The organism is Azospirillum sp. HJ39 (genome assembly GCF_041507355.1).
GTDB lineage: Bacteria > Pseudomonadota > Alphaproteobacteria > Azospirillales > Azospirillaceae > Azospirillum > Azospirillum thiophilum.
This window is the reverse complement of the sequence record NZ_CP167911.1, coordinates 74,826-100,115: the sequence shown is the minus strand read 5'-3', so window position 1 is coordinate 100,115 and position 25,290 is coordinate 74,826. Positions and strand designations below refer to the sequence as shown.

The following is a 25,290-nucleotide window of genomic DNA, read 5'->3' as shown; positions in this document are numbered from 1 at the left end:
GAAAAAGGGCGGGGGCCTGTCGGCCACCCGCCCTTTTTCTGTTCCCGATCCGTCCGGATCAGAACGGGGGCTGCTGCTCGCCCTGGGCCGGCTGGGCCGACTGGCGGTGGTACAGCTCGGCGAAGTCGATGGGGTTGATCATCAGCGGCGGGAAGCCGCCTTCGCGGGTCGCGCTGGAAACGATGGCGCGGGCGAACGGGAAGATCATCCGGGCGCCCTCGATCATCAGGACCGGGCGGTGATGCTCTTCCGGCAGGCCGGGGAACTGGAACAGCGCGCCATAGGCCAGCTCGACCAGGAAGGCCACGGACTCGCCCTGGCGGGCTTCGCAGCGCAGGTTCAGGGTCAGCTCGTAGATGTCGTCGCCGACCTTCTGGCCCTGGACGTCGACGCCGATGTTCACCTGCGGCTGCGGCTGGTTGGGCAGCAGGCTCTGCGGGGCGTTGGGGTTCTCGAACGAGAGGTCCTTCACATACTGCGCGAGGACATGCATCGGCAGCGAGGACGCCTGTTGCTGCTCGGCGCCGTTGCTCATCTGATCGGACATAACGGACTCCTAATCGCCGGCCCACGCTCCCGGCCCGGGACAGGGCAGGGCGGCGGGCCGACCCGGATGTGAGGTGGCAAGGTTTGGTTCGCGACGGTTGTGCCTTCGCCCAACGGGCTGGCTATCACGGATCGGCCGTCCTGCCAACGGAAACTGCCGGGCGGGCGGGCGGTCAGCGCCGCTCATCCGGACGGGGCTTGCCCCATTGGGAATCGGTCAGCCGGGGCGCGTCGCCGTCGGTATCGGGACGGGCATCGGTATCGCGCCGTCCGTCCTCGGTGGTCACGTCGCGGTAATCGCCGTCGATCACACCGGGGGCCGGGCGGAAGGGATCGCCGGCAGTGTTGGGGGCGGTGTGGCGGGGATCGTCGGCACCGAAACCGCCGGGCGCCGCGTTGCCGAATCCACGGCCGCTCCCATGGCCGCCAAATCCGGCCTGCCCGGCGGTGAACACCGGCAGTCCGGCACCCAGCCGGCCCAGCAGCCAGCGGCCGATGCCACGGCGCAACGGGCGGATCAGCAGGACCAGTCCCAGCAGATCGGTGAGGAATCCGGGAATGATCAGCAGGATGCCGGCCAGCACGGCACAGAAACCGTCCAGCACAGTGCCGATCGGCGCCTCGCCCCGCGCCGCTGCGGCCTGCGCCCGGGTCAGCGACGCCAACCCCTGATGGCGGACCAGCAGCACGCCGACCACCGCCGACAGGATCAGCAGCCCGATGGTTGGGCCGGCGCCGAGCCAGTCGCCGACCTGGATGAATCCGACGATCTCCAGGATCGGCAGAAGGAGGATCAACAGCAGGGGATTCATGGTGTCCTTGCTCTTCGGGCTCGCTGCCCCTATCTAAGTTTGGATAGGTCGTCCGGTCGAAAGGCCGGCGCCTCCAACAAATCGGTGGTTTCGGCCTCGGTTTTTGGTCCGGATGACGGATGGGCAGGCAACACGTAATGCCGTCCGGCCGCAAGGTCCAGGGGTGGGGCGGGGATGGGCGGCGCCGACGGCACCGGATCTCCCCGAATCAGGCCGGGATCCGGAGCAGATCCGGCCCGGATCCGGTTGCCGGGGCCACGCCGCGGCGCATCGTTCATGACATGTCGTTCGAGAAGGAACAGATGATGGGAGACGGGTTCGTGTTCATCGAGATCGTGATCTTCGCGATGATCGCGGCCTTCCTCGTTTATCGGCTGCGCAGCGTCCTCGGCCGCCGGACGGGGGAGGAGCGGCAGCGCTCGAACCCCTTCACCGCGGCCCCGCCGGCGAAGCCCGACAATGTCGTGCCGTTGCCCGAGCGCAACCGGCCGCGACCCGATGCCGCACCGGCCTCGGACGAGCCGCTTTCGCTGGCCGCCTCGATCGACCAGATCCGCGCCGCCGACCCGACCTTCGACGAGAAGCATTTCCTGGAAGGCGCCAAGGCCGCCTTCGCGATGATCGTCGACGCCTTTGCCCGCGGCGACACCGCGACGCTGCGTCCACTGCTGGCCGACGACGTTTATGACGGTTTCGCCCGGGTCATCCGTGACCGGCAGGCCGCCGGCGAACAGCACGAGGCCCGCATCGAGTTCGTCCGCGAGGCCGAGGTGGTGGAAGCGAAGCTCGACGCCAGCCATACCGCTCTGGTCACCGTCCGTCTGGTCACCGATCAGGTCAATGTGGTGCGCGACCGCGACGGAGCGGTCATCGACGGCGATCCCAAGGCGCTGGTCGAGAATGTCGATGTCTGGACCTTCGCCCGCAACACCCGCTCGCGCGATCCGAACTGGTCGCTGGTCGAGGTGCGGCAGGTCCAGTAATGCGGCCTCCCCGCCGTCCCCGTACCGGCTTCGGCGCCACCGTCCTGCTTGGGGCGGTGGCGTTGCTGTTTTCGGCCTGCGCCCCGCGGGAAGAGCCGAAACCGCCCCCCGACGCGCTGACGCTGGGGCCCCTGTCCTTCGCCGACCTGCCGGGCTGGAGCGCCGACCCGGTCGCCCAGGCGGTTCCGGCGCTCGCCCGGTCCTGCGCCCGCTTCAAAACCCTGCCGGCCGACCGGACGGTCGGGCCGGGCGGGGTGGCGGGCCGGATTGCCGATTGGCAGACTCCCTGTGCCCGGCTGGCGGATCTGCCGCCGGGTGACGATGCCGCCGCCCGCCGCTTCTTCGAGACGCATTTCAGCCCCTATGCCGCCGGCAATAACGGCACGCGAGAGGGCCTGTTCACCGGCTATTACGAAGCCGAGCTGGAGGGCAGCCGCCGGCCGGATCCGGCCTACCCGGTGCCGCTCTACCGCAAGCCGCCCGATCTGGTGATGGTCGATCTCGGCGAGTTCGCCGAACGCTGGAAGGGCGAACGCACCGCCGGCCGCGTGGTCGATGGGCGTCTGAAACCCTATGAGGATCGCGCCGCCATCGTCGGTGGCGCCCTTGCCGGCAAGGGGCTGGAACTGTTGTGGGTCAAGGACCCCATCGCCGCCTTCTTCCTGCAAATCCAGGGATCGGGCCGGGTCCGGCTCGCCGGGGGAGGCGAGATGCGGGTCGGCTACGCCGGCCAGAACGGCCATAAATACGTTGCCATCGGCAAGGAGCTGATCGACCGCGGCGCGCTGAAGCGGGAAGAGGTCTCGTTGCAGACCATCCGTGCCTGGCTGCTGGCCAATCCCGATCAGGCGGCGGCGGTCATGAACGTCAACCCGTCCTATGTCTTCTTCCAGCCGCTGACCGGCGACGGCCCGAACGGGGCGCAAGGTGTCGCGCTGACGCCGGGCCGCAGTCTGGCCGTGGACTCCAAGTTCATGCCCTATGGCGTGCCGGTCTGGCTGGATGCCGAGGACCCGCTGGACGGCAGGCAGCGGCTGCGCCGGCTGCTGGTCGCCCAGGATACCGGTGGCGCCATCCGCGGTCCGGTGCGCGGCGATGTCTTCTGGGGGCATGGCGCGGAGGCGGAACAGGCGGCAGGCGTGATGAAGAGCCGTGGGAGCTATGTGCTGCTGCTGCCGAAATCGGTGAAGGTGGCTGTCGCGGGCGGGTAGGGCGATGTTTCACGTGAAGCGGCCGACCAGGCCCGCCGGGGGATGGAACAGTTGAACGGTCACCCGGAGTCTGTTTCACCCGGTTTCAAACGTTCCATTCCATGCCGCGAACGGGGACGCCGAGTGGCGCCCCGTCCACATCGCTATAGGATGACCCTGTTTACAGAATGAACTTGGACAGGTCGGCGTTTTTTGCCAGACCGCCGACCCGCTCGCGCACCAGGGCGGCATCGATGGTGATCGTCTCGCCGGAGCGGTCGCTGGCGGCGAAGCTGATCTCCTCCAGCAGGCGTTCCAGCACGGTGTGCAGGCGGCGCGCGCCGATGTTCTCGACCGAGCCGTTGATCTCGGCGGCCAGCCGGGCCAGTTCGTCGATGCTGTCGTCGGTGAAGACCAGATCGACCTCCTCCGTCTTCATCAGCGCCTTGTACTGGCGGATCAGGCTGGCTTCCGGTTCGGTCAGGATGCGCCGGAAGTCGTCCTGGCTCAGCGCCTTCAGCTCGACGCGGATCGGCAGCCGGCCCTGCAGTTCGGGCAGCAGGTCGGACGGCTTGGCGACGTGGAAGGCGCCGGACGCGATGAACAGGACATGGTCGGTCTTCACCGGCCCGTGCTTGGTCGACACGGTGGTGCCCTCGATCAGCGGCAGCAGGTCGCGCTGCACGCCCTCGCGGCTGACATCGGCCCCGCGCGCATCTGACCGGGCGGAGATCTTGTCGATCTCGTCGAGGAAGACGATGCCGTTCTGCTCGACGGCGCGGATCGCCTCCGACACCACCTTTTCCTGATCCAGCAGCTTGTCGGATTCCTCCGCCATCAGCACGCCATGGCTTTCGGCCACGGTCATGCGGCGCGTCTTGGTGCGGCCGCCCATCATCTTCCCGAACATGTCGTTCAGGTTCAGCATGCCCATCTGGGCACCGGGCATGCCTGGAATGTCGAAGGTCGGCATGCCGGCCGGGGCGCCGGTGTCGGCGACCTGGACCTCGATCTCCTTGTCGTTCAGCGTGCCCTCGCGCAGCATCTTGCGGAACTTGGCCCGCGTCTCCGCACTGGCGCTGTCGCCGCACAGCGCATCCAGCACGCGCTCTTCCGCCCGCAGCTCCGCCTTGGCGGCGACCTCCTTGCGCAGCCGCTCGCGGGTCAGGCCGATGGCCGCCTCCACCAGATCTCGGACGATCTGCTCGACATCGCGGCCGACATAGCCGACCTCGGTGAACTTAGTGGCCTCGACCTTCAGGAACGGAGCCTGGGCCAGCTTGGCGAGCCGGCGGGCGATCTCGGTCTTGCCAACGCCGGTCGGGCCGATCATCAGGATGTTCTTCGGCAGGACCTCCTCGCGCAATGCTTCCGGCAGCTGCTGGCGGCGCCAGCGGTTGCGCAGCGCGATGGCGACCGCGCGCTTGGCCTCGTTCTGGCCGACGATGTAGCGGTCGAGTTCCGAGACGATCTCGCGCGGGCTGAAGGCGGCGGTTTCGGCGGAGACGGAAGCGGTTTGGGCGGCGTTCTGGCTCGTCATGGCGCTCACAGCCTTTCCAGGGTGACGTTCTCGTTGGTGTAGACGCAGATGCCGGCGGCGATCCTCATCGCCTTGCGCGCCACCGCCTCCGCATCCATGCCCTCGATGTCGATCAGTGCGCGTGCCGCCGACAGGGCATAGGACCCGCCTGAACCGATGCCGATCAACCCGTCCTCCGGCTCCAGCACGTCGCCGTTGCCGGTCAGCACCAGGCTGACGCTCTTGTCGGCGACCGCCATCATCGCTTCCAGCCGGCGCAGATAGCGGTCGGTGCGCCAATCCTTGGCCATTTCGACGCAGGCGCGGGTCAACTGGCCGGGATACTGCTCCAGCTTGCCCTCCAGCCGCTCGAACAGGGTCAGCGCGTCGGCGGTGGCGCCGGCGAAGCCTGCCATCACCGTACCGCCGGCCAGCCAGCGGACCTTGCGCGCATTGGCCTTCATCACGGTCTGGCCGACCGAGACCTGCCCGTCGCCCGCGATCACCACCTGACCGTTCTTGCGCACGGACAGGATGGTGGTGCCATGCCATTGGATGGGATCATGGGGATTGGACGCTTGGTAGGTCATGCGGAAACCACGCTGGGGAATGAAGGGGGAGCCGTCCGCCGTTCCGGACCGGCGCGCCGCTGCCGGGCGCCGGCCATCGAATCACAGCGGTCGGGCATCCGGTCTATGTGGGAGGGGCACTGTCCTCGTCAAGAACGTCGCCATCGGGCCAGTCCTCGTCAAGCTCCCCGTCCTTCCGCCATCGGTCCGCGAGAGTGCCGCGGCCACCTTTGTCGCGGCCGGTGGCATCCCTTTCGGACCGATGGCCGGACGAGACCCCGCCGACCGGGTCCGCCCTCAACCGGTCCAGCAGCGGGCCGATCGGCAGGAAATCGACCAGCCCTGCCGGGGTCGCCACCGACCGTCCGGCCGACGGAGCCACGCCGACGAGCGCGCCGCTGCCGTCGAGCAGCGGGTCGCCAACCTCGGTGACCGCGTCGAACAGGGCGGCCGAGCCCAGATCCGCCTGGATCACCATGTTTTCCCCCGCGTCGGCGCGCAGGCTTCCGACGATCCCGGCGATCTCGCGTCCCCGCCCGCCCGGAACCGTCCGCACCGGCTCGCTGACCCGGAGGGCGGCGGTGCGCAGGGGCAGGGCGCTCAGCCGTGCCGGCACCCGGACCAGCGCAAAGCCGCTGGCCGCGTCGCGTCCGACCACCCAGCCGGTCAACTCCACTCCCCGCGCCGGCCGCACGGTGACGATGGGGTCGGATCCAGGGAGCGGAGCCAGCAGCACCGCCTGCACCTCGCCTCCGACCTCCGTCTCCCCGATCACCAAGCCATGGGTACGGCCGACCGGAAGCCGGGACGCCGCGGTCCGGCCGGATCCGGGGCCGGATCCGGCCCGCAGCAGCAGCCGGCTTGGCATCCCGGACTGGGAAGGCGCCGATACGGCGAGCGGCGGGGCAGGCGGCATGGCGGCTGGCGTCAACGGAACTGGGCCGGATCCGGCCGGTACGGTCGTGAAAGATGGCGGAGTCATCGCCATTGCATGAGCGGCCGGCAGGGTTCCGCCCGACAGCAGGGCGCGAAAGCCGGCGTCGGCGGCGAGCGCTTCGACCGCATCGGCGATGGCCTCCTCGATCAGCAAGGTATCGCCCTGGGGTACGCCCTGGTTCTGGGTGGCGGCGCCGGTGGTGACGGCGCGGTGGACCAGCCCGTCGCCGCGGGTGTCGTAGACCGTCCATTCGACCTTCACGCTGCCGCTGCCCGACGTGCCCTTGTCGCCGCCGGTCAGCCAGTTCATGCGGTGGCACAACTCCAGCTGCACGTTCAGCAGGTCGCCCTGCACGGTGAAGCGGGCGCGGCTGCGGTTGCCGTCGGGGCTGTCGGAGCCGCCCGGCCGGCCGACCACGTCGAAGCCGGCGGCGGCCATCGTCTCGCCGAACCGCTGCTCGACGGTGGAGCCGCGCCTCATGTTGACGCCGCTGGTCCAATAGACGTCGTCGTAAGGCGGAGCGCAGTCGATGTCCCAGACATAACGGCCGATCTGCATCCCCCGCCGCATCGATCCGATCGCCAGTTCGCCGAAGCGGAAGGGGGCGGTGGTTCCGGCGGCCACCGGCGGTGCCCTTTTCTGCGGCTGTTGCGGCGCCGTGCTCGCGCAGCCGGCAGGCAGCAGGGCGAGAAGGAGGAACAGAGTTGCGGTGAATGGATGTATGATGATCGTCATCGGCGGCTATGCACGCATCGGATGTGAATCACTGTACAGCGCACACCTTGGTACGACAATCGTCGGAATGGACGGATACAGTTCGGCCATGCCGGGCGCTGGCGCGTGCGGATGCTTCCTGCTACAAAACCGCCATGGACCAGACCCCCATCAACGGCGGCCGCCGCGCCTCGATCGAGCGGAACACGACCGAAACCCGGATCCAGGTTGAACTCAACCTGGACGGCACCGGCGTCTACGACGTCAAGACGGGGATCGGCTTCCTCGACCATATGCTGGAGCAGCTGTCGCGCCACAGTCTGATGGACCTGACGGTCCGGGCCGACGGCGACCTGCACATCGATTACCACCACACGACCGAGGATAGCGGGATCGCCATCGGCATGGCGGTGGCGAAGGCGCTTGGCGACCGCAAGGGCATCCAGCGCTACGGCCATTCCTACATTCCGATGGACGAGACGCTGACCCGGGTGGCGCTGGACTTTTCCAACCGGCCCTACCTGATCTGGAAGGTGGCCTTCACCCGCGACAAGATCGGCGATTTCGACACCGAGCTGTTCCGCGAATGGTTCCAGGCCTTCGCCATGGCCGCCGGCGTGACCCTGCACGTCGAGAATCTCTATGGCGAGAACAACCACCACATCGTGGAAAGCTGCTACAAGGCGCTTGCCCGCGCGTTGCGCGCCGGGGTGGAGATCGACCCGCGCAAGCGCGATGCGGTGCCCTCCACCAAGGGCACGCTCGGCGGATCGCTCTGACGGCGGGGACCCCAGGCCTAGCCACCCCCCTCCGCCGTCCTATCGGAAGGTTTGTCACGTCCATGGAAACGGTCGCGCTGATCGATTACGGCTCCGGCAACCTGCGCTCCGCCGCCAAGGCGATCGAGCGCGCGGCCGGCGAAGCCGAAGCCTCCTACAATGTCCTGGTCACCTCGGATGCCGATGCGGTCCGCCGGGCCGACCGCGTGGTGCTGCCGGGTGTCGGTGCCTTCGCCGACTGCAAGCGCGGCCTGTCGGAGGTCCCCGGCATGCTCGACGCGCTGGAGGAGGTGGTGCACCGCCGCGGCCGTCCCTTCCTCGGTATCTGCGTCGGCATGCAGCTGATGGCGGAGCGCGGGCGCGAGTATGGCGTGACCGAAGGGCTGGGTTGGATCCGGGGCGAGGTGGTGAAGCTGGAGCCGGCGGATCCGGCCTTGAAAATCCCGCATATGGGCTGGAACGAGCTGAACATCCGCCATCCCCATCCGGTGCTGGCCGGCCTGCCGGAGGGCTGCCACGCCTATTTCGTCCATTCCTACCAGTTCAGGCTCGCCGATCCGGACACGCTGATCGCATCGGCCGATTACGGCGGAGCCTTCGCCGCGGTGGTCGGGCGCGACAATCTGGTCGGCACCCAGTTCCATCCGGAAAAGAGCCAGGCGACCGGCCTGGCCCTGATCGCCAATTTCCTGCGCTGGAAGGTCTGAGACGATGGCCGAGATCGCCGTCGACAAGATCGATGCGCTGAAGACCGCCGACCTGCACGACCTGTGCGATGCGGCCGACGATGCCATCCGCGCCGGCGGCGGCTTCGGCTGGGTCGAGCCGCCGCCCCGTGACGTGATGGAGCGCTATTGGAAGGGCGTGCTGGTGGTGCCGGAACGCATCCTGTTCGTCGCCCGCCTGGACGGGGTGGTGGCCGGATCCGCCCAGCTGGTCAAGCCGCCGCGCAACAACGAGGCGCAGGCCCACGCAGCCCAGCTGACCACCAGCTTCATCGCCCCCTGGGCGCGCGGCCACGGGCTTGCCCGCCGGCTGACGATGGCCGTGGTGGAAGAGGCCCGCGCCGTCGGCTTCCGGGTGCTGAACCTGGATGTCCGCGTGACGCAGGATGCGGCCATCGCGCTCTATGAATCGCTCGGCTTCAAGCGCTGGGGCACCCATCCCTTCTATGCGCTGGTGCAGGGCAAGCCGCTCGCCGGACATTTCTTCTGCAAAGATCTCCAGCCCGCCCAACAGCCGCCAGCCCAATAACCGCCAGCAACGCCATAGGAAGACGCCCGCGATGATCATCTACCCCGCCATCGACCTCAAGGACGGTGCCTGCGTCCGCCTGCTGCGCGGCGAGATGAGCCAGGCCACCGTCTTCAACACCGATCCCGGCGAACAGGCCCGCCTGTTCCAGAGCCAGGGCTTCGAATGGCTCCATCTGGTCGACCTCAACGGCGCCTTCGAGGGCAAGCCGGTGAATGGCGCCGCGGTGGAGAGCATCCTGAAGTCGGTGACCATCCCGGTGCAGCTGGGCGGCGGCATCCGCGACCTCGGCACCATCGGCATGTGGCTGGAGAAGGGCATCAGCCGCGTCATCCTCGGCACGGTGGCCCTGCGCGATCCGGAGCTGGTGAAGGCGGCCTGCCGCGAGTTCCCCGGCAGGATCGCCGTTGGTATCGATGCGCGGGAGGGCTATGTCGCGGTGGCGGGCTGGGCCGAGACCTCGGACATCAAGGCGCTGGATCTGGCGCTGAAGTTCGAGGATTGCGGCGTCGCCGCCATCATCTACACCGACATCAACCGCGACGGCGCCATGGGCGGCGTCAACGTGGAGTCGACCTCCGACCTCGCCTTCCACCTGACCACGCCGGTGATCGCGTCGGGCGGCGTTTCCTCCATCGAGGATCTGAAGGCGCTGAAGGCGGAGGAGGACACCGGTATCGAGGGCGTCATCTGCGGCCGTGCCCTCTATGATGGCCGGATCGACCCGAAAGAGGCGCTGGACCTGCTCTCCGCCCCCGCCGTCGAGGACGCCGACTGATGCTGAAGATGCGCGTCATCCCCTGCCTGGACGTCAAGGACGGCCGGGTGGTCAAGGGGGTCAACTTCGTCGACCTGATCGATGCCGGCGATCCGGTCGAACAGGCCCGCGTCTACGACCGCGAAGGCGCGGACGAGCTGACCTTCCTCGACATCACCGCCAGCCACGAGAACCGCGATACCATCTTCGACGTGGTGCGGCGGACGGCGGAACAGGTCTTCATGCCGCTGACCGTCGGCGGCGGCGTGCGCACGGTGGACGACATCCGCAAGCTGCTGCTGGCCGGTGCCGACAAAGTGTCGATCAACACCGCGGCGATCCACCGTCCCGACTTCGTGCGCGAGGGAGCCGAGAAGTTCGGCGCCCAGTGCATCGTCGTCGCCATCGACGCCAAGAAGACCGCCCCCGGCAAGTGGGAGGTCTTCACCCATGGCGGCCGCAACGCCACCGGCATCGACGCGGTGGAGTGGGCCCGGCGGATGGAATCGCTGGGGGCGGGCGAGATCCTGCTGACCTCGATGGACCGAGACGGCACCAAGAGCGGCTTCGACCTGGAGCTGACGCGCACGGTGGCGGACAGCATCCGCATCCCGGTGATCGCATCCGGCGGCGTCGGCACGCTCGATCATCTGGTGGAAGGCATCCGCGAGGGGCATGCGACCGCGGTGCTTGCCGCCTCGATCTTCCATTTCGGCACCTATACCATCGGCCAGGCCAAGGCGGCGCTGAGCGCCGCCGGCATCCCGGTACGGCCGGCGAAGACGATGGAGACGGCCCATGGCTGAGAAGAAGACGGCAGACAAGTCCGCCGAGAAGGCGCCCGCCCTGCCGTCCGCCGAGGTGCTGGACCGGCTTTTCGTCACCGTCCAGGCGCGCAAGGGCGCCGATCCGGAAACCTCCTACACCGCCAAGCTCTTCAGCCGCGGCACCGCCAAGATCGCCCAGAAGGTCGGCGAGGAGGCGGTGGAGGCGATCCTGGAAGCGGTGCGCGGCGACAAGACGGCGCTGGCGGCGGAATCCGCCGACCTGCTCTATCACCTGCTGGTGCTGTGGGCCGACCTTGGGCTGGATCCGGCGGAGGTCTGGACCAGGCTCGCCCAGCGCGAGGGCATCAGCGGCATCGACGAGAAGAAGTCCCGCAAGTCCTGAGCGGGATCTCGCCCAAAGAAGAGGACGCATGCGATGGCCAAGACCTACGATGACGGCAATGTGTTCGCCCGCATCCTGCGCGGTGAGATTCCGTGCAGGAAGGTGCATGAGACCGAACACGCGCTTGCCTTCCACGACATCGAGCCGCAGACGCCGACCCATGTCCTGGTGATCCCGAAGGGCGCCTATGTCGACATGGACGATTTCACCGCCAGGGCGTCGGAGGCCGAGATCGCCGGCCTGTTCCGTGCGGTCGGCGACGTCGCCCGCATGGTCGGCGCGGACGGCCCCGGCTATCGCATCCTGTCGAACTGCGGCGAGGCGGCCCACCAGGAAGTGGCCCACCTGCACATCCATCTGTTCGCCGGACGCGACCTGGGGCGGATGATCGGCAAGGCCTGAGGGGGCAATCGTAAGCCGACGCTCCCACCACAAACCTACCGCCGCCGCACCCCCGACCGGCGCCGCACGCCCTTCCTCGGCGGCACCGCGTCCAGAATTGCCAGCAGCGCCTCGATGCGCTCCTCGTCCAGGTCGGCGATCCGTTCCGACAGCCGGTTGGCCAGCTCCGTCGCTTTGGCGCTGAGCCCGCCGGTGTCGACCGTCACCCGCGGGTGGGACAGATCCGCCAGCCGTTCGAGATCTTCCGCCTCGTCCCAGATGATGCCGAAATAGGCGCAGATCTGCCGCACCAGCTGCGGCGAGGGCTGGCCGCGCTTGCCATGTTCCAGGGCCGACAGATAGGCGGACGAGATGGACAGGTCCGTCGCCATCTGCTTCAGCGTCACGCCCTTGGCGTCGCGCAGCGACCGGACCCGTACGCCGAACGGGGTCATGGGAAGTCCCTGGGTTGAGTGGGACTCAGTCCTTACGGTCGCGCCGCCGTTTGATCAAGACATAGAGCGCGCCGTCGCCGCCGTCCTTGGGCTGGGCCGGCTGGATCGCCAGCACCATTGGGCGCAGGGCCGGATCCGCCAGCCAGCGGGGCGTCGCCTGACGCAGCACGCCGAGGCTGCCGAAGCTGCCCTTGCCGGTGATGACCAGCACGCAGCGGCGCCCCTCGTTCCAGGCACGGTGGACGAAGCCGGCGAGCGCGTGGTGCGCCTGCGCCTGGTTCATGCCGTGCAGGTCGATGCGTCCGTCGATGGACAGCTCGCCGCGGCGGAAGCGGTCGCCGGTGCGGCGGTCGATGTTGGCGGTCGACCCTGGCGTCAGCGGCGGGTGCACCGGCCGGACCGGACCGGGCTGTGAGGGATGGCGGCGTGCGCTCGGCGGTGGGGCGAGGCTGGTCGCCACCGGTTCCTCCACCAGCTCCGCCATGGTCGCCACCGGCTCCGGCTCGCTTTCGATCCGGCGGCCGGGCATCGGTTCGGCGTCGCGCATGGCGATCCGCCACAGGCGCCGCTCGTCGGGCGTGGGCAGTCGTCTGCGGGTCATCGGCGCGGAACCTTCTGCGGATACTGGAAACGGGGCGGCCAACCGATAAAGCCGGTTGGCGTGCCCCTGTCAATGTGTGTTGCTGCAGCGCGAAGAAAAAGGGCACGGGCGAAAAGCTGCCCCGATCAGGCTCGCGAATAGGCCGCAGCCGCTGCGGCCTGTTCGTCGCTCGGGCGCACGCCGGTGTAGAGAACGAACTGTTCGAGCGCTTGCAAGGCGATGACTTCGGCACCGGTGATGACCGGCTTGCCGGCCTCGCGGGCGGCACGGATCAGCGGGGTTTCCGCCGGCATGGCGACGACGTCGAATATCTGGGTGGCGGTCGCGATCAGCGCCGGTTCGAAGGCGAGGGTGTCGACGTCCGGACCCCCGGCCATGCCGAGCGGCGTCACGTTGACCAGCAACGACCCGTCGGCGAGTCCGGTCGTGTCCGGTTGCCAGGGCAGACTGTATTCGTCGGCCAGCCGTCGCCCCGTCGCCTCGTTGCGGGCGATCAGCGTGCCGTTGGTGAAGCCGGAATCGCGCAGCGCGCACAGGACGGCCCGTGCCATGCCGCCGCTGCCGCGCAGTGCGAAGGGAAGGCCGGGCGAAACGTCGTGGCGGTCCAGCAGCGTGCGGACCGCGAGATAGTCGGTGTTGTAGCCGCGCAGCAGGCTACGGCCATCGGCTGCGGTGTCGTTGACGATGGTGTTGACCGACTGCAAGCCGGCAGCCGATGGATCGAGATCGTCGAGGAAGGGGATGCAGGCTTCCTTGAAGGGCATCGATACGCCGCAGCCGCGGATGCCCAGCGCCCGGATGCCGGCGATCGCGCCGGGGAGATCGTCGGTGGTGAACGCCTTGTAGACGTAGTTGAGAGCGAGGGCCTCGTAGAGGTGATTGTGAAACCGTGTGCCGATGTTGCTCGGACGGCCCGAGAGCGAGATGCACAGACGGGTGTCTCTGTCGATCCTGTGGGGCAACGGGGCCTCTCCTTGCCGGCTTTCGCGGGTCAGCCGCCCGCCTTCAACGCATCCAGGCGTCCCTTCAACAGGGTGTATTCCGGGTCGCTCGGTTTGAACTGGGCGATCAGCTTGCCCCAATGGGTGGCGGCCTCGTCCTTGCGGCCTGACATCATCGCGTCGAGGCCGAGCAGCCACAAGGCGTCCTTGTTCTCCGGCTCCGCTTCCAGTGCCTGTCTCAATGCCGCGGTGGCCTCCTCCGGCAGGGGTTTGGGCGTCTCGTTGCGCGGCTGGGTCTGCAACACCGCATTGGCATAGGCGACCTGCACGTCGGCACGCTCCGGCGCCCGTTCCCGCGCCTTGCGGGCGGCCTCCAACGCCTTGGCCGGCTCGCCGAGCACGCCGTAGGAGCGGGCCAGCTTCAGCCAGCCGTCGATATCCGAAGGATCGGCGTCCAGCTTTGCGGCGAGGCTGGAAACCATGCCGCGGATCATCTCGTCCTGGCCTTGGCCGTTCTGCCCCTGGCCAGACTGCCCCGCCACCGGCCCGGCATCCTTCGATGCCGCCGGCAGCGGCTGCGGCGTCACCGTGGCGGGGTCGAGATTCAGCGCCACCGCGGCCTCGCGGATCTGGTCGCGCAGCACCGGAACCCACGGTGCATCGGCTGGGGACTCCGCCAGCAATGCGCTCCAGCGCTCCAGCGCGCCCTTCTGGTCGCCGGCCTGGAAGCGGGCGAGGGCGGCGAAGAAGCGGGCGCGCGGGTCCTTGGGTTCCTTCGCCAGCACGGCGTCGAAGGCCATCGCCGCCTCTTCCGGCACCATGCCGTCGTTGGCGGAAACCAGCGTCTCGCCGAACAGCCCCTGCAACTCGACATCGTCCTTGTTCAGGGCGACCGCATGGCGCAGCGCGTCGGCTGCGTCGGCGTTGCGCCCCATCTTGGCATAGGCCTGGCCCAGGATCAGCCAACCTTGCAGGTCGCCGGGATTCTCGGCCAGCTGGGCCTTCAGCTTGTCCATCGCCGCCAGCACGGTCTTCGGCGGGCCGCCGCGCTCCTGTTCCAGGTTGCGGGACGCGAGCGGCTGCGCCGGCAGATCCGGGCTGCCATACGTCCCATAGACCGCGAGTGCGCCGACCGGCAGCACCAGGGCCAGCAGCATGGCAAGCACCCGCGCGCTGCGCGTCGTCGCCGGGGCGGTGCTCCCTGCGTCGCCCTTCTCCACGGTCGCCAGCATCCGGCGCCCGATCTCCGCCTTGGCGGCTTCGGCCTGGGCGTCGTTGATCAGGCCGCGGGCACGGTCGCGCTCCAGCTCGTCCAGCTGGTCGCGATAGACCTCGCGGTCGAAGTCCTCACGGTCCGGGGCGGATCCGGCCGAACGCAGCAGCGGCGGCACGATCAGCAGCAGCACGGCCGCGGTCAGGACGGCGGCGAAAATCCAGAACAGCATCAGTCGTCTTTCCGCAGCAGGGCGTCCAGCCGCCGCCGCTCATCCGCGCTCAAGGGAGCGGTGTCGGTGCCGGCGGCGACGCCACGCCGTCCGCGCAGGAACAGGAAGGTACCGATGGCGCCAAACAGCAGCACGGCAAAGGGTCCGGCCCACAGCACCAGTGTGGTCGCCTTGAAGGGCGGGCGCAGCAGCACATAGTCGCCATAGCGGTCGGTGACGTACTCCATCACCCTGGTGTCGCTGTCGCCGGCCTTCAGCCGGTCGCGCACCAGCACCCGCAGGTCGCGGGCAAGCGGCGCGTTGCTGTCGTCGATCGACTGGTTCTGGCAGACCAGACAGCGCAGCTCCTGGCTGATGGCGCGGGCGCGGGACTCCAGCGCCGGATCGGGCAGCACCTCGTCGGGCTGGACGGCCAGTGCGGGGAGGGAGACCGGCAGGGCCAGCAGGGCGGCAGCCAATAGGGCAGGGTGAAGGATGCGTTTCATCAGCCCTGCCTCAGATGCTTGACCATGGGCAGGATCTGCTCCTCCACCACCTGCGGGGTCAGCGGGCCGACATGCTTGAAGCGGATCCGGCCCTGGCGGTCGATCAGGTAGCTTTCCGGCACGCCGTAGACGCCCCAGTCGATCGACACCCGGCCATCCAGGTCGGCGCCGACGGCGGCATAGGGATTGCCGTTGCGCGACAGCCAAGTCAGCGCGTCCTCCGGCTTGTCCTTGTAGTTGATGCCGAAGACCGTCACTCCCTGCTCGCGCGACAGGCGGGTGATGACGGGATGCTCCGCCTTGCAGGGGATGCACCAGGAGGCGAAGACGTTCACCAGCGTCACCTCGCCCGTCAGCTTGGCCGAGGACAAACCGCTGGTGGCGGCGGGCTGGCCCTGTATCGGCGGCAGGTCGAAGGTCGGTGCCGGCTTGTCGATCAGGGCCGACGGGATGTCGCGCGGGTCACGCTGGAACCCGAGATAGAAGGCGATGCCCACCCCGATGAACAGCAGGAAGGGCAGCAGGTACAGAAGGCGGCGCATGGTGTCTTGGTCCTCATTCGGCCGGAAGCGGGCCAATCTTGCCGCCGGTCTTGCCGCCTGCCCGGCGGCGTTCCGGTGCGCCGATGCGGAAGCGGCGGTCGGTCAGGCTGACCAGCCCGCCCAGCATCATCCCGACGCCGCCGATCCAGATCCACGGCACCAGCGGGTGGTGGTAGATGCGGACGATCCAGGCGGTGCCGTTCTGCGTCGGATCGCCCAGCGCCACATAGAGGTCGGAGAAGACCGTGGTGTGGATGGAGGATTCCGTCGTCGTCATCCGGGTGGTGCTGTAACTCCTGCGCTCCGGCGTCAGGGTCGCGACGAACCGGCCGTTCTCGGTGACGGTGAAGACACCGCGCTCCGCCTTGAAGTTCGGACCGTCGACCAGCCCGACGCTGTCGAAATGGAACTCGTAGCCGGCGACGGCGGCACGGTCGCCCGGCTTCATCGCGCTGATGGACTCGGTCTGCCAGGCCGATGTCCCGGTCATGCCCAGGATGGACAGGCCCATGCAGGCATGGGCGATGGTCATGCCCCAGGCACTGCGCGGCAGATGCACCGCACGGTTCCAGCTGTTCCTGAACGAGGTGCGGAACAGGCCGATGCGCTCGGCGAACTCGACCAGTGAGCCGACGAAGGCCCAGGCGGCGAGTGCCACGCCGACCAGCGCCAGCAGCGGGCCGCCGCCCGCCTTGACATAGGCGGTGACGGCCACGGCGATCACGACGGCGACGCCGGCGATCCACAGCCGGCTCAGCGCCGCCGCCAGATCCGCCCGCTTCCAGGACAGGAAGGGACCGACCACCATGGCGACGATCATCGGGATGGCGACCGGTACGAAGGTGGCGTTGAAGAAGGGGGCGCCGACCGACACCTTGCCCAGATTGAGAATGTCGAGGAACAGCGGATAGAGCGTGCCGATGAACACCGTCGCCGTCGCCGTCGACAGCAGCAGGTTGTTCAGCACCAGCGCACCCTCGCGGCTGATCGGCGCGAACAGGCCGCCGGCCTTCAGCGACGGCGCCCGCAGGCTGTAGAGCAGCAGCGAGCCGCCGGTGGCGATGGCCAGCAGCACCAGGATGAAGACGCCGCGCTTGGGATCGACCGCGAAGGCATGGACCGAGGTCAGGATGCCGGAGCGCACCAGGAAGGTGCCCATCAGCGACAGCGAGAAGGTGACGATCGACAGCAGGATGGTCCAGCTCTTCAGCGCGTCGCGCTTCTCCACCACGATGGCGGAGTGCAGCAGCGCGGTGCCGGCCAGCCAGGGCATGAAGGATGCGTTCTCCACCGGGTCCCAGTACCACCAGCCGCCCCAGCCCAGCTCGTAATAGGCCCACCAGGAGCCCATGGCGATGCCCATGGTCAGGGTCGACCAGGCGGCCAGCGTCCAGGGCCGCACCCAGCGCGCCCAGGCGGGATCGACCCGTCCCTCGATCAATGCCGCGACGGCGAAGGAGAAGGCCATGGAGAAGCCGACATATCCCGCATAGAGGAAGGGCGGGTGGAAGGCCAGCCCCGGATCCTGCAGCAGCGGGTTCAGGTCGTTGCCGTCCAGCGGTGCCGGCACCACGCGGATGAAGGGGTTGGACGTGGCGAGGATGAACAGCAGGAAGCCGACCCCGATCAGCCCCTGGACCGCCAGGACCCGCGCCTTCAGGGTCGGCGGCAGGTTGCGGCCGAACAGGGCCACGGCAGCGCCGAAGACCGTCAGCATGACGATCCACAGCATCATCGAGCCCTCGTGGTTGCCCCAGACGCCCGACACCTTGTAGAGCATCGGCTTGGCCGAGTGGCTGTTCTGCACCACGTTCAGCACGCTGAAATCGGACACCACATGCGCCCAGGTCAGCGCGGCGTAGGCAAGCAGCACCAGCAGCATCTGGGCGAGCGCCGCGGGCACCGCGACGTTCATCCAGGCTGCATTGCGGGTGGCGGCGCCGACCAGCGGCGGCACGGACTGCACCAGCGCCACGAACAGCGCCAGCACCAGCGCATAATGGCCGAGTTCGGGGATCACGGTCCCGCTACTCCTTCTTCGCGGTCTTGGTCGCGGATTCGGCAGGGTTCTTGTAGACGCCGGCCTGCTTCAGCGCCTCGGACACCTCGGGCGGCATGTAGTTCTCGTCATGCTTGGCCAGCACCTCGCGGGCGACGAAGACGCCGCCGGTCATCCGGCCCTCGGCCACCACGCCTTGTCCTTCGCGGAACAGGTCGGGCAGCTGGCCGCGGTAGCGGACGTCGATCGTGTGGGCGGTGTCGGTGACGCGGAAGGCGGTGGTGACACCGTCCGGCTGCTTCTGCACGCTGCCATCCTCGACCAGCCCGCCCAGGCGGAAGTTGCGGTCGCCGACCTGCTGCGTCTGCAATTGGCTGGGGCTGTAGAAGAAGACGATGTTGTCCTGGAAGGCGGTCAGCGCCAGGGCGGTCGCCGTGCCCAACCCCAGGAGGGCGAGGCCCAGCATGTAGAGGCGGCGTTTCTTGCGGGTCATCCTTCGCTCGCTTCCGCCGGCGTTCCGGCGCTTTGGTCGGCCGGCTTGCGGCCGGCGTTGCGGGGGCGGCGCCGGGCCGGGCGGGAATTTTCCAGTGCCTTCAGCGTCGCCTCGGCGTTGCGCAGCCCCTTCCAGGTCGCGACCAGCAGGCCCAGCAGGACCAGCGCCGCGATGCCGTAGGCCGGCCAGACATAGGCGGCGTAGCCGCCCATATGGAGAAACTCGTTCATCGTCCTTACCCCCGCATCCCGTCTGCCGCTCCATCGCCGGCGATTCCGCCGCCGGCAACCGCCAGACGCAGCGTCTGGATTTTGCGCTGGGCGATCTCGGTCCGCACCCGCAGCAGGACGACCGCCAGGAAATAGGCGGTGAAGGCGCCGGCCATCACCAGCAACGGCGCCAGCATGCTGGGATCGATGCTGGGGCCGCCCATCCGCACCACGCTGGCCGGCTGGTGCAGCGTGTTCCACCAGTCGACCGAGAACTTGATGATCGGCACGTTGACGATGCCGACCAGCAGCAGGACGTTGCCGGCCTTCAAGCCGCGCTGCGGATCGTCGAAGGCGTTCACCAGTGCCATGTAGCCGAGATAGAGGAAGAACAGGATCAGCACGCTGGTCAGCCGCGCGTCCCACACCCACCAGGTGCCCCACATCGGCGCCCCCCACAGCGACCCGGTCACCAGGCACACGAAGGTGAAGCCGGCACCGATGGGGGCGGCGGCCTTGGCGAACAGGTCGGCCAGCGGATGTTTCCATACCAGCCCCACCGCGGCGGCAATGGCCATGTTGGTGTAGACGAACAGGCTCATCCAGGCGGCGGGCACATGGATGTACATGATCCGCACCGTCTCGCCCTGTTGATAGTCCGGCGGCGAGCCGAACAGGCTGAACCATAGCCCGAGGATCGTCAGGATCACGGTCGCTCCGGCGCACCACGGCAGCAGCACGGCTGACAGGCGCAGGAAGCGGGCGGGGTTGGCGAAACGGTGCATAGGACGATGGCCCCGGTACGGATGACCTTGGCTACGGACGACCTTGGTCAGGCTTGCGGACGATATAAGCGCATGTATGGCGGACTGCGAGGGGTTTCGCCTTGATCTCGGTCAGGAAGCGCGGCCGTTCGTTCAGACTCTGACACCAAGGTATGAGGCGGCCGGGAACCCGGGGAGCGCTCGCCGTTCCCGCGGTGTGGACGCCGGCGGCAGACGTTTTAATCCCATCGCCGGTGTCACTTTTTTGTGGCTTCCATTGTCGTAGCCTTCCTTTCCTGGCGATCCGCCTGCAGCCGCCCGCGCCTGTCGTGACCGGGCCGAAGTGGAACGCAACGGTCGGGACGATCGGTTTGCGTTGTCCGGCCCGGCCGCCCGGGCATAGTGTCCGAGGATCGCGGCTCAACCAAGGGAGGACCTCATGAAGACCATCCTTATCACCGGCGGCGGGCGTGGCATCGGCCGGTCCGCCGCGCTGCTGGCCGGTGCCCGGGGCTGGTCGGTCGGCGTGAACTATGTCGGCAACGAAGCAGCTGCCCGTGAAACGGCCGATGCGGTGCGGGCCGCCGGGGGTCGGGCAGTGACGCTGCGTGGCGACGTGGCGGTCGAAGCCGACGTCATCGGCATGTTCCAGGCGGCGGAAGAGCAACTCGGGCTGCTCGACGGCGTGGTGGTCAATGCCGGCATCGTCGCCCCCTCCCGTACCCTGGCCGAGATGGAGGCCGAGCGCATGCGCCGCGTTTTCGAGGTGAACGTCTTAGGCGCCTATCTGTGCGCACGCGAGAGCGCGCGCCGGCTGGCACCGCGTGGGGCCGGATCGATCGTCCTGGTGTCCTCGGCCGCGGCCCGGCTCGGTTCACCCTTCGAATACGTCGATTATGCCGGCTCGAAGGCGGCGCTCGACACGCTGGCGGTCGGGCTGTCGAAGGAATTGGGACCGCAGGGCGTCCGGGTCAACGCGGTTCGTCCCGGTCTGATCGACACCGACATCCACGCCAGCGGAGGGCAACCCGGTCGCGCCCAGCGTCTGGGTGTCAACGCGCCCCTGGGCCGGGCCGGCCGGGCGGAGGAGGTGGCCGAGGCCATCGTCTGGCTGTTGAGCGATGCGGCGTCCTACACGACCGGGGCGATCCTCGACGTGTCCGGCGGGCGCTGACGCTTCCACGGGCGGCAAAGAAAAAGCCCCGGTTCCTGAGAACCGGGGCCTTTCCACTACCCGAACCGGGCGGGACGGATCACTCCGCCTTCTTGGTCAGATCCTCGCCGGTCGCCTGATCGACCTGCTTCATCGACAGCTTGACCTTGCCACGGTCGTCGAAGCCGATGACCTTGACCTTCACCGAGTCACCCTGCGAAACCACGTCCGACACCTTGCCGACGCGCTGCTGCGCCAGTTCGGAGATGTGGACGAGGCCATCGCGCGAGCCCAGGAAGTTCACGAAGGCGCCGAAATCGACGACTTTCACCACCTTGCCGGTGTAGACGACGTTCATCTCCGGCTCGGCGACGATGCCCTTGATCCACTCGATGGCGGCGTCCGACTTCTTCTGGTCGACCGCCGACACCTTGACGGTGCCGTCGTCGTCGATGTCGATCTTGGCGCCGGTCTGCTCGACGATCTCGCGGATCACCTTGCCGCCGGAGCCGATCACGTCGCGGATCTTCTCCTTCGGGATGTTGATCACGGTGATGCGCGGGGCGTTCTCGTTGACGCCTTCGCGGGCGCCGGTCAGCGCCTTCGACATCTCGCCCAGGATGTGCAGGCGGCCGTCCTTGGCCTGGCCCAGCGCGATCTTCATGATCTCCTCGGTGATCGAGGTGATCTTGATGTCCATCTGCAGCGCGGTGACGCCGACTTCCGTCCCGGCCACCTTGAAGTCCATGTCGCCGAGGTGATCCTCGTCGCCCAGGATGTCGGACAGGACGGCGAAGCCGTGGTCTTCCTTGATCAGGCCCATGGCGATGCCGGCGACCGGACGGGCCAGCGGCGCACCGGCGTCCATCAGCGACAGCGAGGTGCCGCAGACGGTGGCCATCGAGGAGGAGCCGTTGGACTCGGTGACTTCCGACACCACGCGCAGGGTGTAGGGGAAGTCCTCCTTCTTCGGCAGCAGCGGATGGATGGCGCGCCATGCCAGCTTGCCATGGCCGATCTCGCGGCGGCCCGGGCTGCCCATGCGGCCGGCTTCACCCACCGAGTACGGGGGGAAGTTGTAGTGCAGCATGAAGTGCTCGCGGTACTCGCCTTCGAGCGCGTCGATGATCTGCTCGTCCTGGCTGGTGCCGAGCGTGGTCACGACCAGCGCCTGGGTTTCGCCGCGGGTGAACAGGGCCGAACCGTGGGCACGCGGCAGGATGCCGACCTCCGACACGATCGAGCGCACGGTCTTGGTGTCGCGGCCGTCGATGCGGCGGCCGGTCTTCAGGACGGCGCCGCGCAGGATGTCGGCCTCCAGCTCCTTGAACTCGAAGCCGATCGACTGGGCGTCGAATTCCTCGGCCAGGGTCTCCAGGGCCTTCGCCTTGGCGGCGCCGACCTTCTCGTAACGCGACTGCTTGACCGTCTCGGTGTAGGCAGCCTCGACGTCCGAACCGACGGTGGCGCGCAGGCGGGCCTTCAGGGCCGGGCGGTCATAGGCCGGCTCCGGCAGGTCCCACGGCTCCTTGGCCGCGTCCTCGGCCAGGTCGATGATCATGTCGATCACCGGCTGGAAGTTGGTGTGGCCGAACATGACGGCGCCCAGCATGACCTCTTCGGTCAGCTCCTTGGCTTCCGATTCGACCATCAGCACGCCATCGACGGTGCCGGCGACGACCAGATTCAGGTCGCTGTCGTCGACATCGTCCATGGTCGGGTTCAGGATGTACTGGCCGTTCTTGTAGCCGACGCGGGCGGCGCCGATCGGACCCAGGAACGGGATGCCGGAGATCGTCAGCGCGGCCGACGCGCCGACCATCGCCACGATGTCCGGATCATTCTCCAGATCATGGCTCAGCACCGTGCAGACGACCTGCGTCTCGTTGCGGAAGCCGTCGGCGAACAGCGGACGGATCGGGCGGTCGATCAGGCGGCTGACCAGCGTTTCCTTCTCGGTCGGACGGCCTTCACGCTTGAAGAAACCGCCGGGAATCTTGCCGGCCGCGAAAGCCTTTTCCTGGTAATTGACGGTCAGCGGGAAGAAATCGATGCCCGGCTTCGGCGCCTTGGCGGCGACGGCGGTGCACAGGACGGTGGTGTCCCCGTAGGTCACCAGAACCGCGCCATTGGCCTGGCGGGCGATCTTGCCCGTCTCCAGGACCAGCTTGCGCCCGCCCCATTCGATTTCTTTGCGATGAACAGTGAACATGGATTCTTTCCTTCCATCCGACACCCTGCAACGGCCGGATTGCCGCCCAAGGCCGGGGCCATCGGTCGTAGGACCCCGCGAGAAAAATGGAGATATGGAGCTCGACAACAGGAATAAGCGAATCAAGATAGAGGCGCGGCGGATGCAAAAAAGGCCGGTCCCCGAATAAACGGGCCGGCCTGTCCGTCACGAAACGCTCAAGATCGAGTTTCTATTGCCAGTAACCAATGAGATGTTCCGAAACGATACAGGTGGACGAAAATCCTGATGGCCCTGCGCATCCAGCTTGGACTCCCCCGGCCGGCGGCCGGCCAGGGGATCCAATACCGTCACGGGAATGGCGTACCGATCAGCGATGGCCGATCAGCGACGCAGGCCCAGACGCTCGATGAGCGTGGCGTAGCGGGAATTGTCCTTCTTCTTGAGATAGTCAAGAAGACGGCGACGCTGGCCGACCATCACCAGAAGACCACGGCGGGAGTGGAAGTCCTTCTTGTGGCTCTTCAGGTGTTCGGTCAGGTTGCTGATCCGCTCCGTCAGGATCGAGACCTGAACCTCGGGCGAGCCGGTATCGGCCTCACCGCGCGAATATTCCTTGATCAGCTCCTGCTTGCGCTCGGGCGTAATCGACATCGGGGTCTCCTAAATATTCAGAGGTTGAGCACGCGCACCGGACGGACCTCCGCCCCCTCGACACGGGCCAACGCCACCGGCGTTCCGCCGAAAAGCGCAATGACGGTGCCATCCCCACCGTCAGGTCCCTGGATCGCCATCAGGCGTTCACGGTCCTGCCGGGTGAGGAGAGCCACCGTCTGGCCATGCCTCAGTCGGTGCGCTTCCGTCTCGGTCAGGGCCAGCGCCGGGATGTCGTCCAGCGCGGTCTCGATCGGTAACAGAAGTCGTTCGACGGCCGCACCTTGATCCATGGCGGCCAGTTCGTCCAGGGAAATCGCGCGCTCCAGCGTGAAGGAGCCGACGCGCAGGCGGCGCAGCAGACCGACATGGCCGACCGTTCCCAGCGCTTCCGCCAGATCACGGGCGAGCGAGCGGACATAGGTGCCCTTGCCGCAATCGACCTCGAACATCGCATGGTCGGCGTCGGGTTCCTCCACCAGTTCGAAGCGGTCGATGCGCACGGTGCGGGCGGCCAGATCGACCGCATCGCCTTCGCGCGCGATGTCGTAGGCGCGCTCGCCATCGATCTTGATGGCGCAGAACTGTGGCGGCACCTGCTGGATCTCGCCCAGGAAGGCAGGAAGCGCGTCGCGGATCGCCTGCGTCGCGGGGCGGAAGTCGGACCGGTCGATCACCTCGCCCTCGCGGTCGTCGGTGGTCGTGCGCTCGCCCCAGCGGATGGTGAAACGGTAGGTCTTGGCGCCGTCCATGGCATAGGAGACGGTCTTGGTCGCTTCGCCCAGCGCGATCGGCAGGATGCCGGTCGCCAGCGGGTCGAGCGTGCCGCCATGGCCGGCCTTTTCGGCGTTCAGCAGGCGGCGCACCTTGGACAGCGCCTGGGTGGAGGTCATGCCCTCCGGTTTGTCCAGCACGATCCAGCCATGGATCGGCGTCCCCTTGCGCTTACGAGCCACGACGGCCGCCCCGGCTCTCGTCCTCGGCTTCGCCCTTGTCTTCGTCGTCGAGCATCGCGCGATCCTCGTCGTGATCGTCGTCCTCGGCCTCGTCGGGAGCGGTGTCGTCAGCATCGTCGTCCGCCTCGAGGTCGTCCTCCTCATCCTCGTCCCAGGAATCGTCCTCATCCTCGTCATGGTCGTCGTCGCCATTGACGCGGCCCAGCGGGTGGCCGCTCAGGTCGCGGGCGACCTCCGGGCTGTGCAGGATGTTGTCGATGTGATGGGCGTAGTCGAAGGAGGTGTCCGCTTCGAAGCTCAGCGTCGGGGCGTGGCGCAGATTGACCATGCGCGCGACCTGCCCGCGCAGGAAGGCGGCGGCGCGGCGCAGCGCGACCTGGGCCTCCTCCATCCGTTCGCCGCCGAGAGTGCTGTAGAAGACGGTGGCGTTGGACAGATCCGGGCTGATCCGGACCTCGGTGACCGTGACGTTCAGCGAGGCCAGCTCCGGATCGTGGAAGTCTCCGCGGCGGAACAGGTCGGCGAGCGCATGGCGCAGTTCCTCGCCGACGCGCAGTTGCCGTTGGGACGGGGGCTTGCCGGCGGTGAACGCGCCGCGCTTCTTGCTGGCCATGGTCGATGTCTTTCGTCGATGTCTTGTGCCGGGGCTGCTTCAGCTCTCCGGCCGATCACACATATGGGAGCTGTCCGTCCAACCCCACTCATGCCAGCCAGGGCATGGTCATGGGCTGGGTTGCGGAGATCACTGCACCATAGGAACAGGGCGCAGGACGGATCCCGCGCCCTTTCAA

Annotated in this window: 28 protein-coding genes and 1 pseudogene; 10 read left to right on the top strand and 19 right to left on the bottom strand. The window is 67.9% G+C overall.

Going from position 1 to position 25,290, the window contains the following annotated elements:
• Window positions 1–58: 58 nt before the first annotated feature.
• The gene (gene secB, locus ABMY26_RS13940) at window positions 59–547 is read right to left on the bottom strand and encodes a protein-export chaperone SecB (protein ID WP_372397871.1); all 489 of its coding nucleotides are present in this window, start codon (window positions 545–547) and stop codon (window positions 59–61) included.
• 172 nt (window positions 548–719) lie between these two features.
• Window positions 720–1,358 (bottom strand): FxsA family protein, encoded by a 639-nt coding sequence (locus tag ABMY26_RS13935; protein WP_372397870.1) that lies wholly within the window; start codon window positions 1,356–1,358, stop codon window positions 720–722.
• Window positions 1,359–1,663: 305 nt separating this feature from the next.
• Between ABMY26_RS13935 and ABMY26_RS13930 the strand changes: the two genes are divergently transcribed.
• On the top strand, window positions 1,664–2,341 hold the full coding sequence (locus ABMY26_RS13930; protein ID WP_372399011.1) for a Tim44/TimA family putative adaptor protein: 678 nt from the start codon (window positions 1,664–1,666) through the stop codon (window positions 2,339–2,341).
• Window positions 2,341–3,552 carry a murein transglycosylase A gene (locus ABMY26_RS13925; protein WP_372397869.1) on the top strand — a complete coding sequence of 404 codons (1,212 nt, stop codon included), beginning with the start codon at window positions 2,341–2,343 and terminating at the stop codon, window positions 3,550–3,552. The genes ABMY26_RS13930 and ABMY26_RS13925 overlap by 1 nt, the downstream gene beginning before the upstream one ends.
• Before the next feature lie 160 nt (window positions 3,553–3,712).
• On the opposite strand, the gene hslU is transcribed toward ABMY26_RS13925, so the two are convergent.
• The 3 genes from hslU to ABMY26_RS13910 all read right to left on the bottom strand — a co-directional run bounded on the left by hslU (window position 3,713) and on the right by ABMY26_RS13910 (window position 7,291).
• Window positions 3,713–5,071 (bottom strand): ATP-dependent protease ATPase subunit HslU, encoded by a 1,359-nt coding sequence (gene hslU / locus ABMY26_RS13920; RefSeq protein WP_372397868.1) that lies wholly within the window; start codon window positions 5,069–5,071, stop codon window positions 3,713–3,715.
• A 5-nt stretch (window positions 5,072–5,076) separates the two neighbouring features.
• Complete coding sequence (gene hslV, locus ABMY26_RS13915; RefSeq protein ID WP_372397867.1) at window positions 5,077–5,640, bottom strand: ATP-dependent protease subunit HslV; 564 nt, start codon at window positions 5,638–5,640, stop codon at window positions 5,077–5,079.
• A 103-nt stretch (window positions 5,641–5,743) separates the two neighbouring features.
• Window positions 5,744–7,291 (bottom strand): serine protease, encoded by a 1,548-nt coding sequence (locus ABMY26_RS13910; RefSeq protein WP_372397866.1) that lies wholly within the window; start codon window positions 7,289–7,291, stop codon window positions 5,744–5,746.
• Between the two features lie 134 nt (window positions 7,292–7,425).
• Here ABMY26_RS13910 and hisB point away from each other — a divergent pair, with 134 nt between their 5' ends.
• The 7 genes from hisB (at window position 7,426) to ABMY26_RS13875 (ending at window position 11,632) form a co-directional block, all read left to right on the top strand.
• Window positions 7,426–8,049 carry an imidazoleglycerol-phosphate dehydratase HisB gene (hisB, locus tag ABMY26_RS13905; RefSeq protein ID WP_372397865.1) on the top strand — a complete coding sequence of 208 codons (624 nt, stop codon included), beginning with the start codon at window positions 7,426–7,428 and terminating at the stop codon, window positions 8,047–8,049.
• Between the two features lie 62 nt (window positions 8,050–8,111).
• Entirely contained in the window at window positions 8,112–8,756 is a 645-nt protein-coding gene (gene hisH / locus ABMY26_RS13900) for an imidazole glycerol phosphate synthase subunit HisH (RefSeq protein ID WP_372397864.1), read from the top strand.
• Between the two features lie 4 nt (window positions 8,757–8,760).
• Window positions 8,761–9,303: an N-acetyltransferase family protein gene (locus ABMY26_RS13895; protein ID WP_372397863.1), complete on the top strand. Its 543-nt coding sequence runs from the start codon at window positions 8,761–8,763 to the stop codon at window positions 9,301–9,303.
• A gap of 31 nt (window positions 9,304–9,334) precedes the next feature.
• Complete coding sequence (gene hisA, locus ABMY26_RS13890) at window positions 9,335–10,081, top strand: 1-(5-phosphoribosyl)-5-[(5-phosphoribosylamino)methylideneamino]imidazole-4-carboxamide isomerase (protein ID WP_045581320.1); 747 nt, start codon at window positions 9,335–9,337, stop codon at window positions 10,079–10,081.
• The gene (gene hisF, locus ABMY26_RS13885; RefSeq protein WP_372397862.1) at window positions 10,081–10,866 is read left to right on the top strand and encodes an imidazole glycerol phosphate synthase subunit HisF; all 786 of its coding nucleotides are present in this window, start codon (window positions 10,081–10,083) and stop codon (window positions 10,864–10,866) included. Before hisA ends, hisF begins: the two co-directional genes overlap by 1 nt.
• Complete coding sequence (locus ABMY26_RS13880) at window positions 10,859–11,230, top strand: phosphoribosyl-ATP diphosphatase (RefSeq protein WP_372397861.1); 372 nt, start codon at window positions 10,859–10,861, stop codon at window positions 11,228–11,230. The genes hisF and ABMY26_RS13880 overlap by 8 nt, the downstream gene beginning before the upstream one ends.
• Before the next feature lie 33 nt (window positions 11,231–11,263).
• The gene (locus ABMY26_RS13875; protein ID WP_045581317.1) at window positions 11,264–11,632 is read left to right on the top strand and encodes a histidine triad nucleotide-binding protein; all 369 of its coding nucleotides are present in this window, start codon (window positions 11,264–11,266) and stop codon (window positions 11,630–11,632) included.
• A gap of 35 nt (window positions 11,633–11,667) precedes the next feature.
• On the opposite strand, the gene ABMY26_RS13870 is transcribed toward ABMY26_RS13875, so the two are convergent.
• From ABMY26_RS13870 to ABMY26_RS13825, 10 genes are all read right to left on the bottom strand, one after another.
• The gene (locus ABMY26_RS13870) at window positions 11,668–12,066 is read right to left on the bottom strand and encodes a helix-turn-helix domain-containing protein (RefSeq protein WP_372397859.1); all 399 of its coding nucleotides are present in this window, start codon (window positions 12,064–12,066) and stop codon (window positions 11,668–11,670) included.
• A 25-nt stretch (window positions 12,067–12,091) separates the two neighbouring features.
• Window positions 12,092–12,667: a Smr/MutS family protein gene (locus ABMY26_RS13865; protein WP_372397858.1), complete on the bottom strand. Its 576-nt coding sequence runs from the start codon at window positions 12,665–12,667 to the stop codon at window positions 12,092–12,094.
• Between the two features lie 125 nt (window positions 12,668–12,792).
• Entirely contained in the window at window positions 12,793–13,629 is an 837-nt protein-coding gene (locus ABMY26_RS13860; protein WP_372397857.1) for a shikimate 5-dehydrogenase, read from the bottom strand.
• A gap of 29 nt (window positions 13,630–13,658) precedes the next feature.
• Window positions 13,659–15,053 (bottom strand): c-type cytochrome biogenesis protein CcmI, encoded by a 1,395-nt coding sequence (gene ccmI, locus ABMY26_RS13855; RefSeq protein ID WP_372397856.1) that lies wholly within the window; start codon window positions 15,051–15,053, stop codon window positions 13,659–13,661.
• Entirely contained in the window at window positions 15,053–15,538 is a 486-nt protein-coding gene (locus ABMY26_RS13850) for a cytochrome c-type biogenesis protein (protein ID WP_372397855.1), read from the bottom strand. Before ABMY26_RS13850 ends, ccmI begins: the two co-directional genes overlap by 1 nt.
• Complete coding sequence (locus ABMY26_RS13845; protein WP_372397854.1) at window positions 15,538–16,080, bottom strand: DsbE family thiol:disulfide interchange protein; 543 nt, start codon at window positions 16,078–16,080, stop codon at window positions 15,538–15,540. The genes ABMY26_RS13850 and ABMY26_RS13845 overlap by 1 nt, the downstream gene beginning before the upstream one ends.
• A gap of 13 nt (window positions 16,081–16,093) precedes the next feature.
• Complete coding sequence (locus ABMY26_RS13840) at window positions 16,094–18,100, bottom strand: heme lyase CcmF/NrfE family subunit (protein ID WP_372397853.1); 2,007 nt, start codon at window positions 18,098–18,100, stop codon at window positions 16,094–16,096.
• A gap of 7 nt (window positions 18,101–18,107) precedes the next feature.
• Complete coding sequence (gene ccmE / locus ABMY26_RS13835; protein WP_372397852.1) at window positions 18,108–18,572, bottom strand: cytochrome c maturation protein CcmE; 465 nt, start codon at window positions 18,570–18,572, stop codon at window positions 18,108–18,110.
• Entirely contained in the window at window positions 18,569–18,802 is a 234-nt protein-coding gene (gene ccmD, locus ABMY26_RS13830) for a heme exporter protein CcmD (RefSeq protein ID WP_372397851.1), read from the bottom strand. The genes ccmE and ccmD overlap by 4 nt, the downstream gene beginning before the upstream one ends.
• A 5-nt stretch (window positions 18,803–18,807) precedes the next feature.
• Window positions 18,808–19,566 carry a heme ABC transporter permease gene (locus ABMY26_RS13825; RefSeq protein WP_372397849.1) on the bottom strand — a complete coding sequence of 253 codons (759 nt, stop codon included), beginning with the start codon at window positions 19,564–19,566 and terminating at the stop codon, window positions 18,808–18,810.
• Between the two features lie 418 nt (window positions 19,567–19,984).
• Here ABMY26_RS13825 and ABMY26_RS13820 point away from each other — a divergent pair, with 418 nt between their 5' ends.
• The gene (locus ABMY26_RS13820) at window positions 19,985–20,719 is read left to right on the top strand and encodes an SDR family oxidoreductase (RefSeq protein WP_372397848.1); all 735 of its coding nucleotides are present in this window, start codon (window positions 19,985–19,987) and stop codon (window positions 20,717–20,719) included.
• A 79-nt stretch (window positions 20,720–20,798) separates the two neighbouring features.
• On the opposite strand, the gene pnp is transcribed toward ABMY26_RS13820, so the two are convergent.
• The 4 genes and pseudogenes from pnp to rbfA form a co-directional block, all read right to left on the bottom strand.
• Window positions 20,799–22,910, bottom strand: a complete 2,112-nt coding sequence (pnp, locus tag ABMY26_RS13815; RefSeq protein ID WP_372397847.1) for a polyribonucleotide nucleotidyltransferase — start codon at window positions 22,908–22,910, stop codon at window positions 20,799–20,801.
• A gap of 363 nt (window positions 22,911–23,273) precedes the next feature.
• Window positions 23,274–23,543, bottom strand: a complete 270-nt coding sequence (gene rpsO, locus ABMY26_RS13810; RefSeq protein WP_045581302.1) for a 30S ribosomal protein S15 — start codon at window positions 23,541–23,543, stop codon at window positions 23,274–23,276.
• 17 nt (window positions 23,544–23,560) lie between these two features.
• On the bottom strand, window positions 23,561–24,499 hold the full coding sequence (gene truB, locus ABMY26_RS13805) for a tRNA pseudouridine(55) synthase TruB (RefSeq protein ID WP_372397846.1): 939 nt from the start codon (window positions 24,497–24,499) through the stop codon (window positions 23,561–23,563).
• A gap of 145 nt (window positions 24,500–24,644) precedes the next feature.
• Window positions 24,645–25,112, bottom strand: a pseudogene (rbfA, locus tag ABMY26_RS13800) (30S ribosome-binding factor RbfA); the annotation flags it as partial.
• Between the last annotated feature and the right edge of the window lie 178 nt (window positions 25,113–25,290).

Coding starts and splice junctions, on each gene's coding strand:
- secB (WP_372397871.1), bottom strand. CDS start 547: ATGTCCGATCAGATGAGCAACGGCGCCGAGCAGCAACAGGCGTCCTCG.
- ABMY26_RS13935 (WP_372397870.1), bottom strand. CDS start 1,358: ATGAATCCCCTGCTGTTGATCCTCCTTCTGCCGATCCTGGAGATCGTC.
- ABMY26_RS13930 (WP_372399011.1), top strand. CDS start 1,664: ATGGGAGACGGGTTCGTGTTCATCGAGATCGTGATCTTCGCGATGATC.
- ABMY26_RS13925 (WP_372397869.1), top strand. CDS start 2,341: ATGCGGCCTCCCCGCCGTCCCCGTACCGGCTTCGGCGCCACCGTCCTG.
- hslU (WP_372397868.1), bottom strand. CDS start 5,071: ATGACGAGCCAGAACGCCGCCCAAACCGCTTCCGTCTCCGCCGAAACC.
- hslV (WP_372397867.1), bottom strand. CDS start 5,640: ATGACCTACCAAGCGTCCAATCCCCATGATCCCATCCAATGGCATGGC.
- ABMY26_RS13910 (WP_372397866.1), bottom strand. CDS start 7,291: ATGACGATCATCATACATCCATTCACCGCAACTCTGTTCCTCCTTCTC.
- hisB (WP_372397865.1), top strand. CDS start 7,426: ATGGACCAGACCCCCATCAACGGCGGCCGCCGCGCCTCGATCGAGCGG.
- hisH (WP_372397864.1), top strand. CDS start 8,112: ATGGAAACGGTCGCGCTGATCGATTACGGCTCCGGCAACCTGCGCTCC.
- ABMY26_RS13895 (WP_372397863.1), top strand. CDS start 8,761: ATGGCCGAGATCGCCGTCGACAAGATCGATGCGCTGAAGACCGCCGAC.
- hisA (WP_045581320.1), top strand. CDS start 9,335: ATGATCATCTACCCCGCCATCGACCTCAAGGACGGTGCCTGCGTCCGC.
- hisF (WP_372397862.1), top strand. CDS start 10,081: ATGCTGAAGATGCGCGTCATCCCCTGCCTGGACGTCAAGGACGGCCGG.
- ABMY26_RS13880 (WP_372397861.1), top strand. CDS start 10,859: ATGGCTGAGAAGAAGACGGCAGACAAGTCCGCCGAGAAGGCGCCCGCC.
- ABMY26_RS13875 (WP_045581317.1), top strand. CDS start 11,264: ATGGCCAAGACCTACGATGACGGCAATGTGTTCGCCCGCATCCTGCGC.
- ABMY26_RS13870 (WP_372397859.1), bottom strand. CDS start 12,066: ATGACCCCGTTCGGCGTACGGGTCCGGTCGCTGCGCGACGCCAAGGGC.
- ABMY26_RS13865 (WP_372397858.1), bottom strand. CDS start 12,667: ATGACCCGCAGACGACTGCCCACGCCCGACGAGCGGCGCCTGTGGCGG.
- ccmI (WP_372397856.1), bottom strand. CDS start 15,053: ATGCTGTTCTGGATTTTCGCCGCCGTCCTGACCGCGGCCGTGCTGCTG.
- ABMY26_RS13850 (WP_372397855.1), bottom strand. CDS start 15,538: ATGAAACGCATCCTTCACCCTGCCCTATTGGCTGCCGCCCTGCTGGCC.
- ABMY26_RS13845 (WP_372397854.1), bottom strand. CDS start 16,080: ATGCGCCGCCTTCTGTACCTGCTGCCCTTCCTGCTGTTCATCGGGGTG.
- ccmE (WP_372397852.1), bottom strand. CDS start 18,572: ATGACCCGCAAGAAACGCCGCCTCTACATGCTGGGCCTCGCCCTCCTG.
- ccmD (WP_372397851.1), bottom strand. CDS start 18,802: ATGAACGAGTTTCTCCATATGGGCGGCTACGCCGCCTATGTCTGGCCG.
- ABMY26_RS13825 (WP_372397849.1), bottom strand. CDS start 19,566: ATGCACCGTTTCGCCAACCCCGCCCGCTTCCTGCGCCTGTCAGCCGTG.
- ABMY26_RS13820 (WP_372397848.1), top strand. CDS start 19,985: ATGAAGACCATCCTTATCACCGGCGGCGGGCGTGGCATCGGCCGGTCC.
- pnp (WP_372397847.1), bottom strand. CDS start 22,910: ATGTTCACTGTTCATCGCAAAGAAATCGAATGGGGCGGGCGCAAGCTG.
- rpsO (WP_045581302.1), bottom strand. CDS start 23,543: ATGTCGATTACGCCCGAGCGCAAGCAGGAGCTGATCAAGGAATATTCG.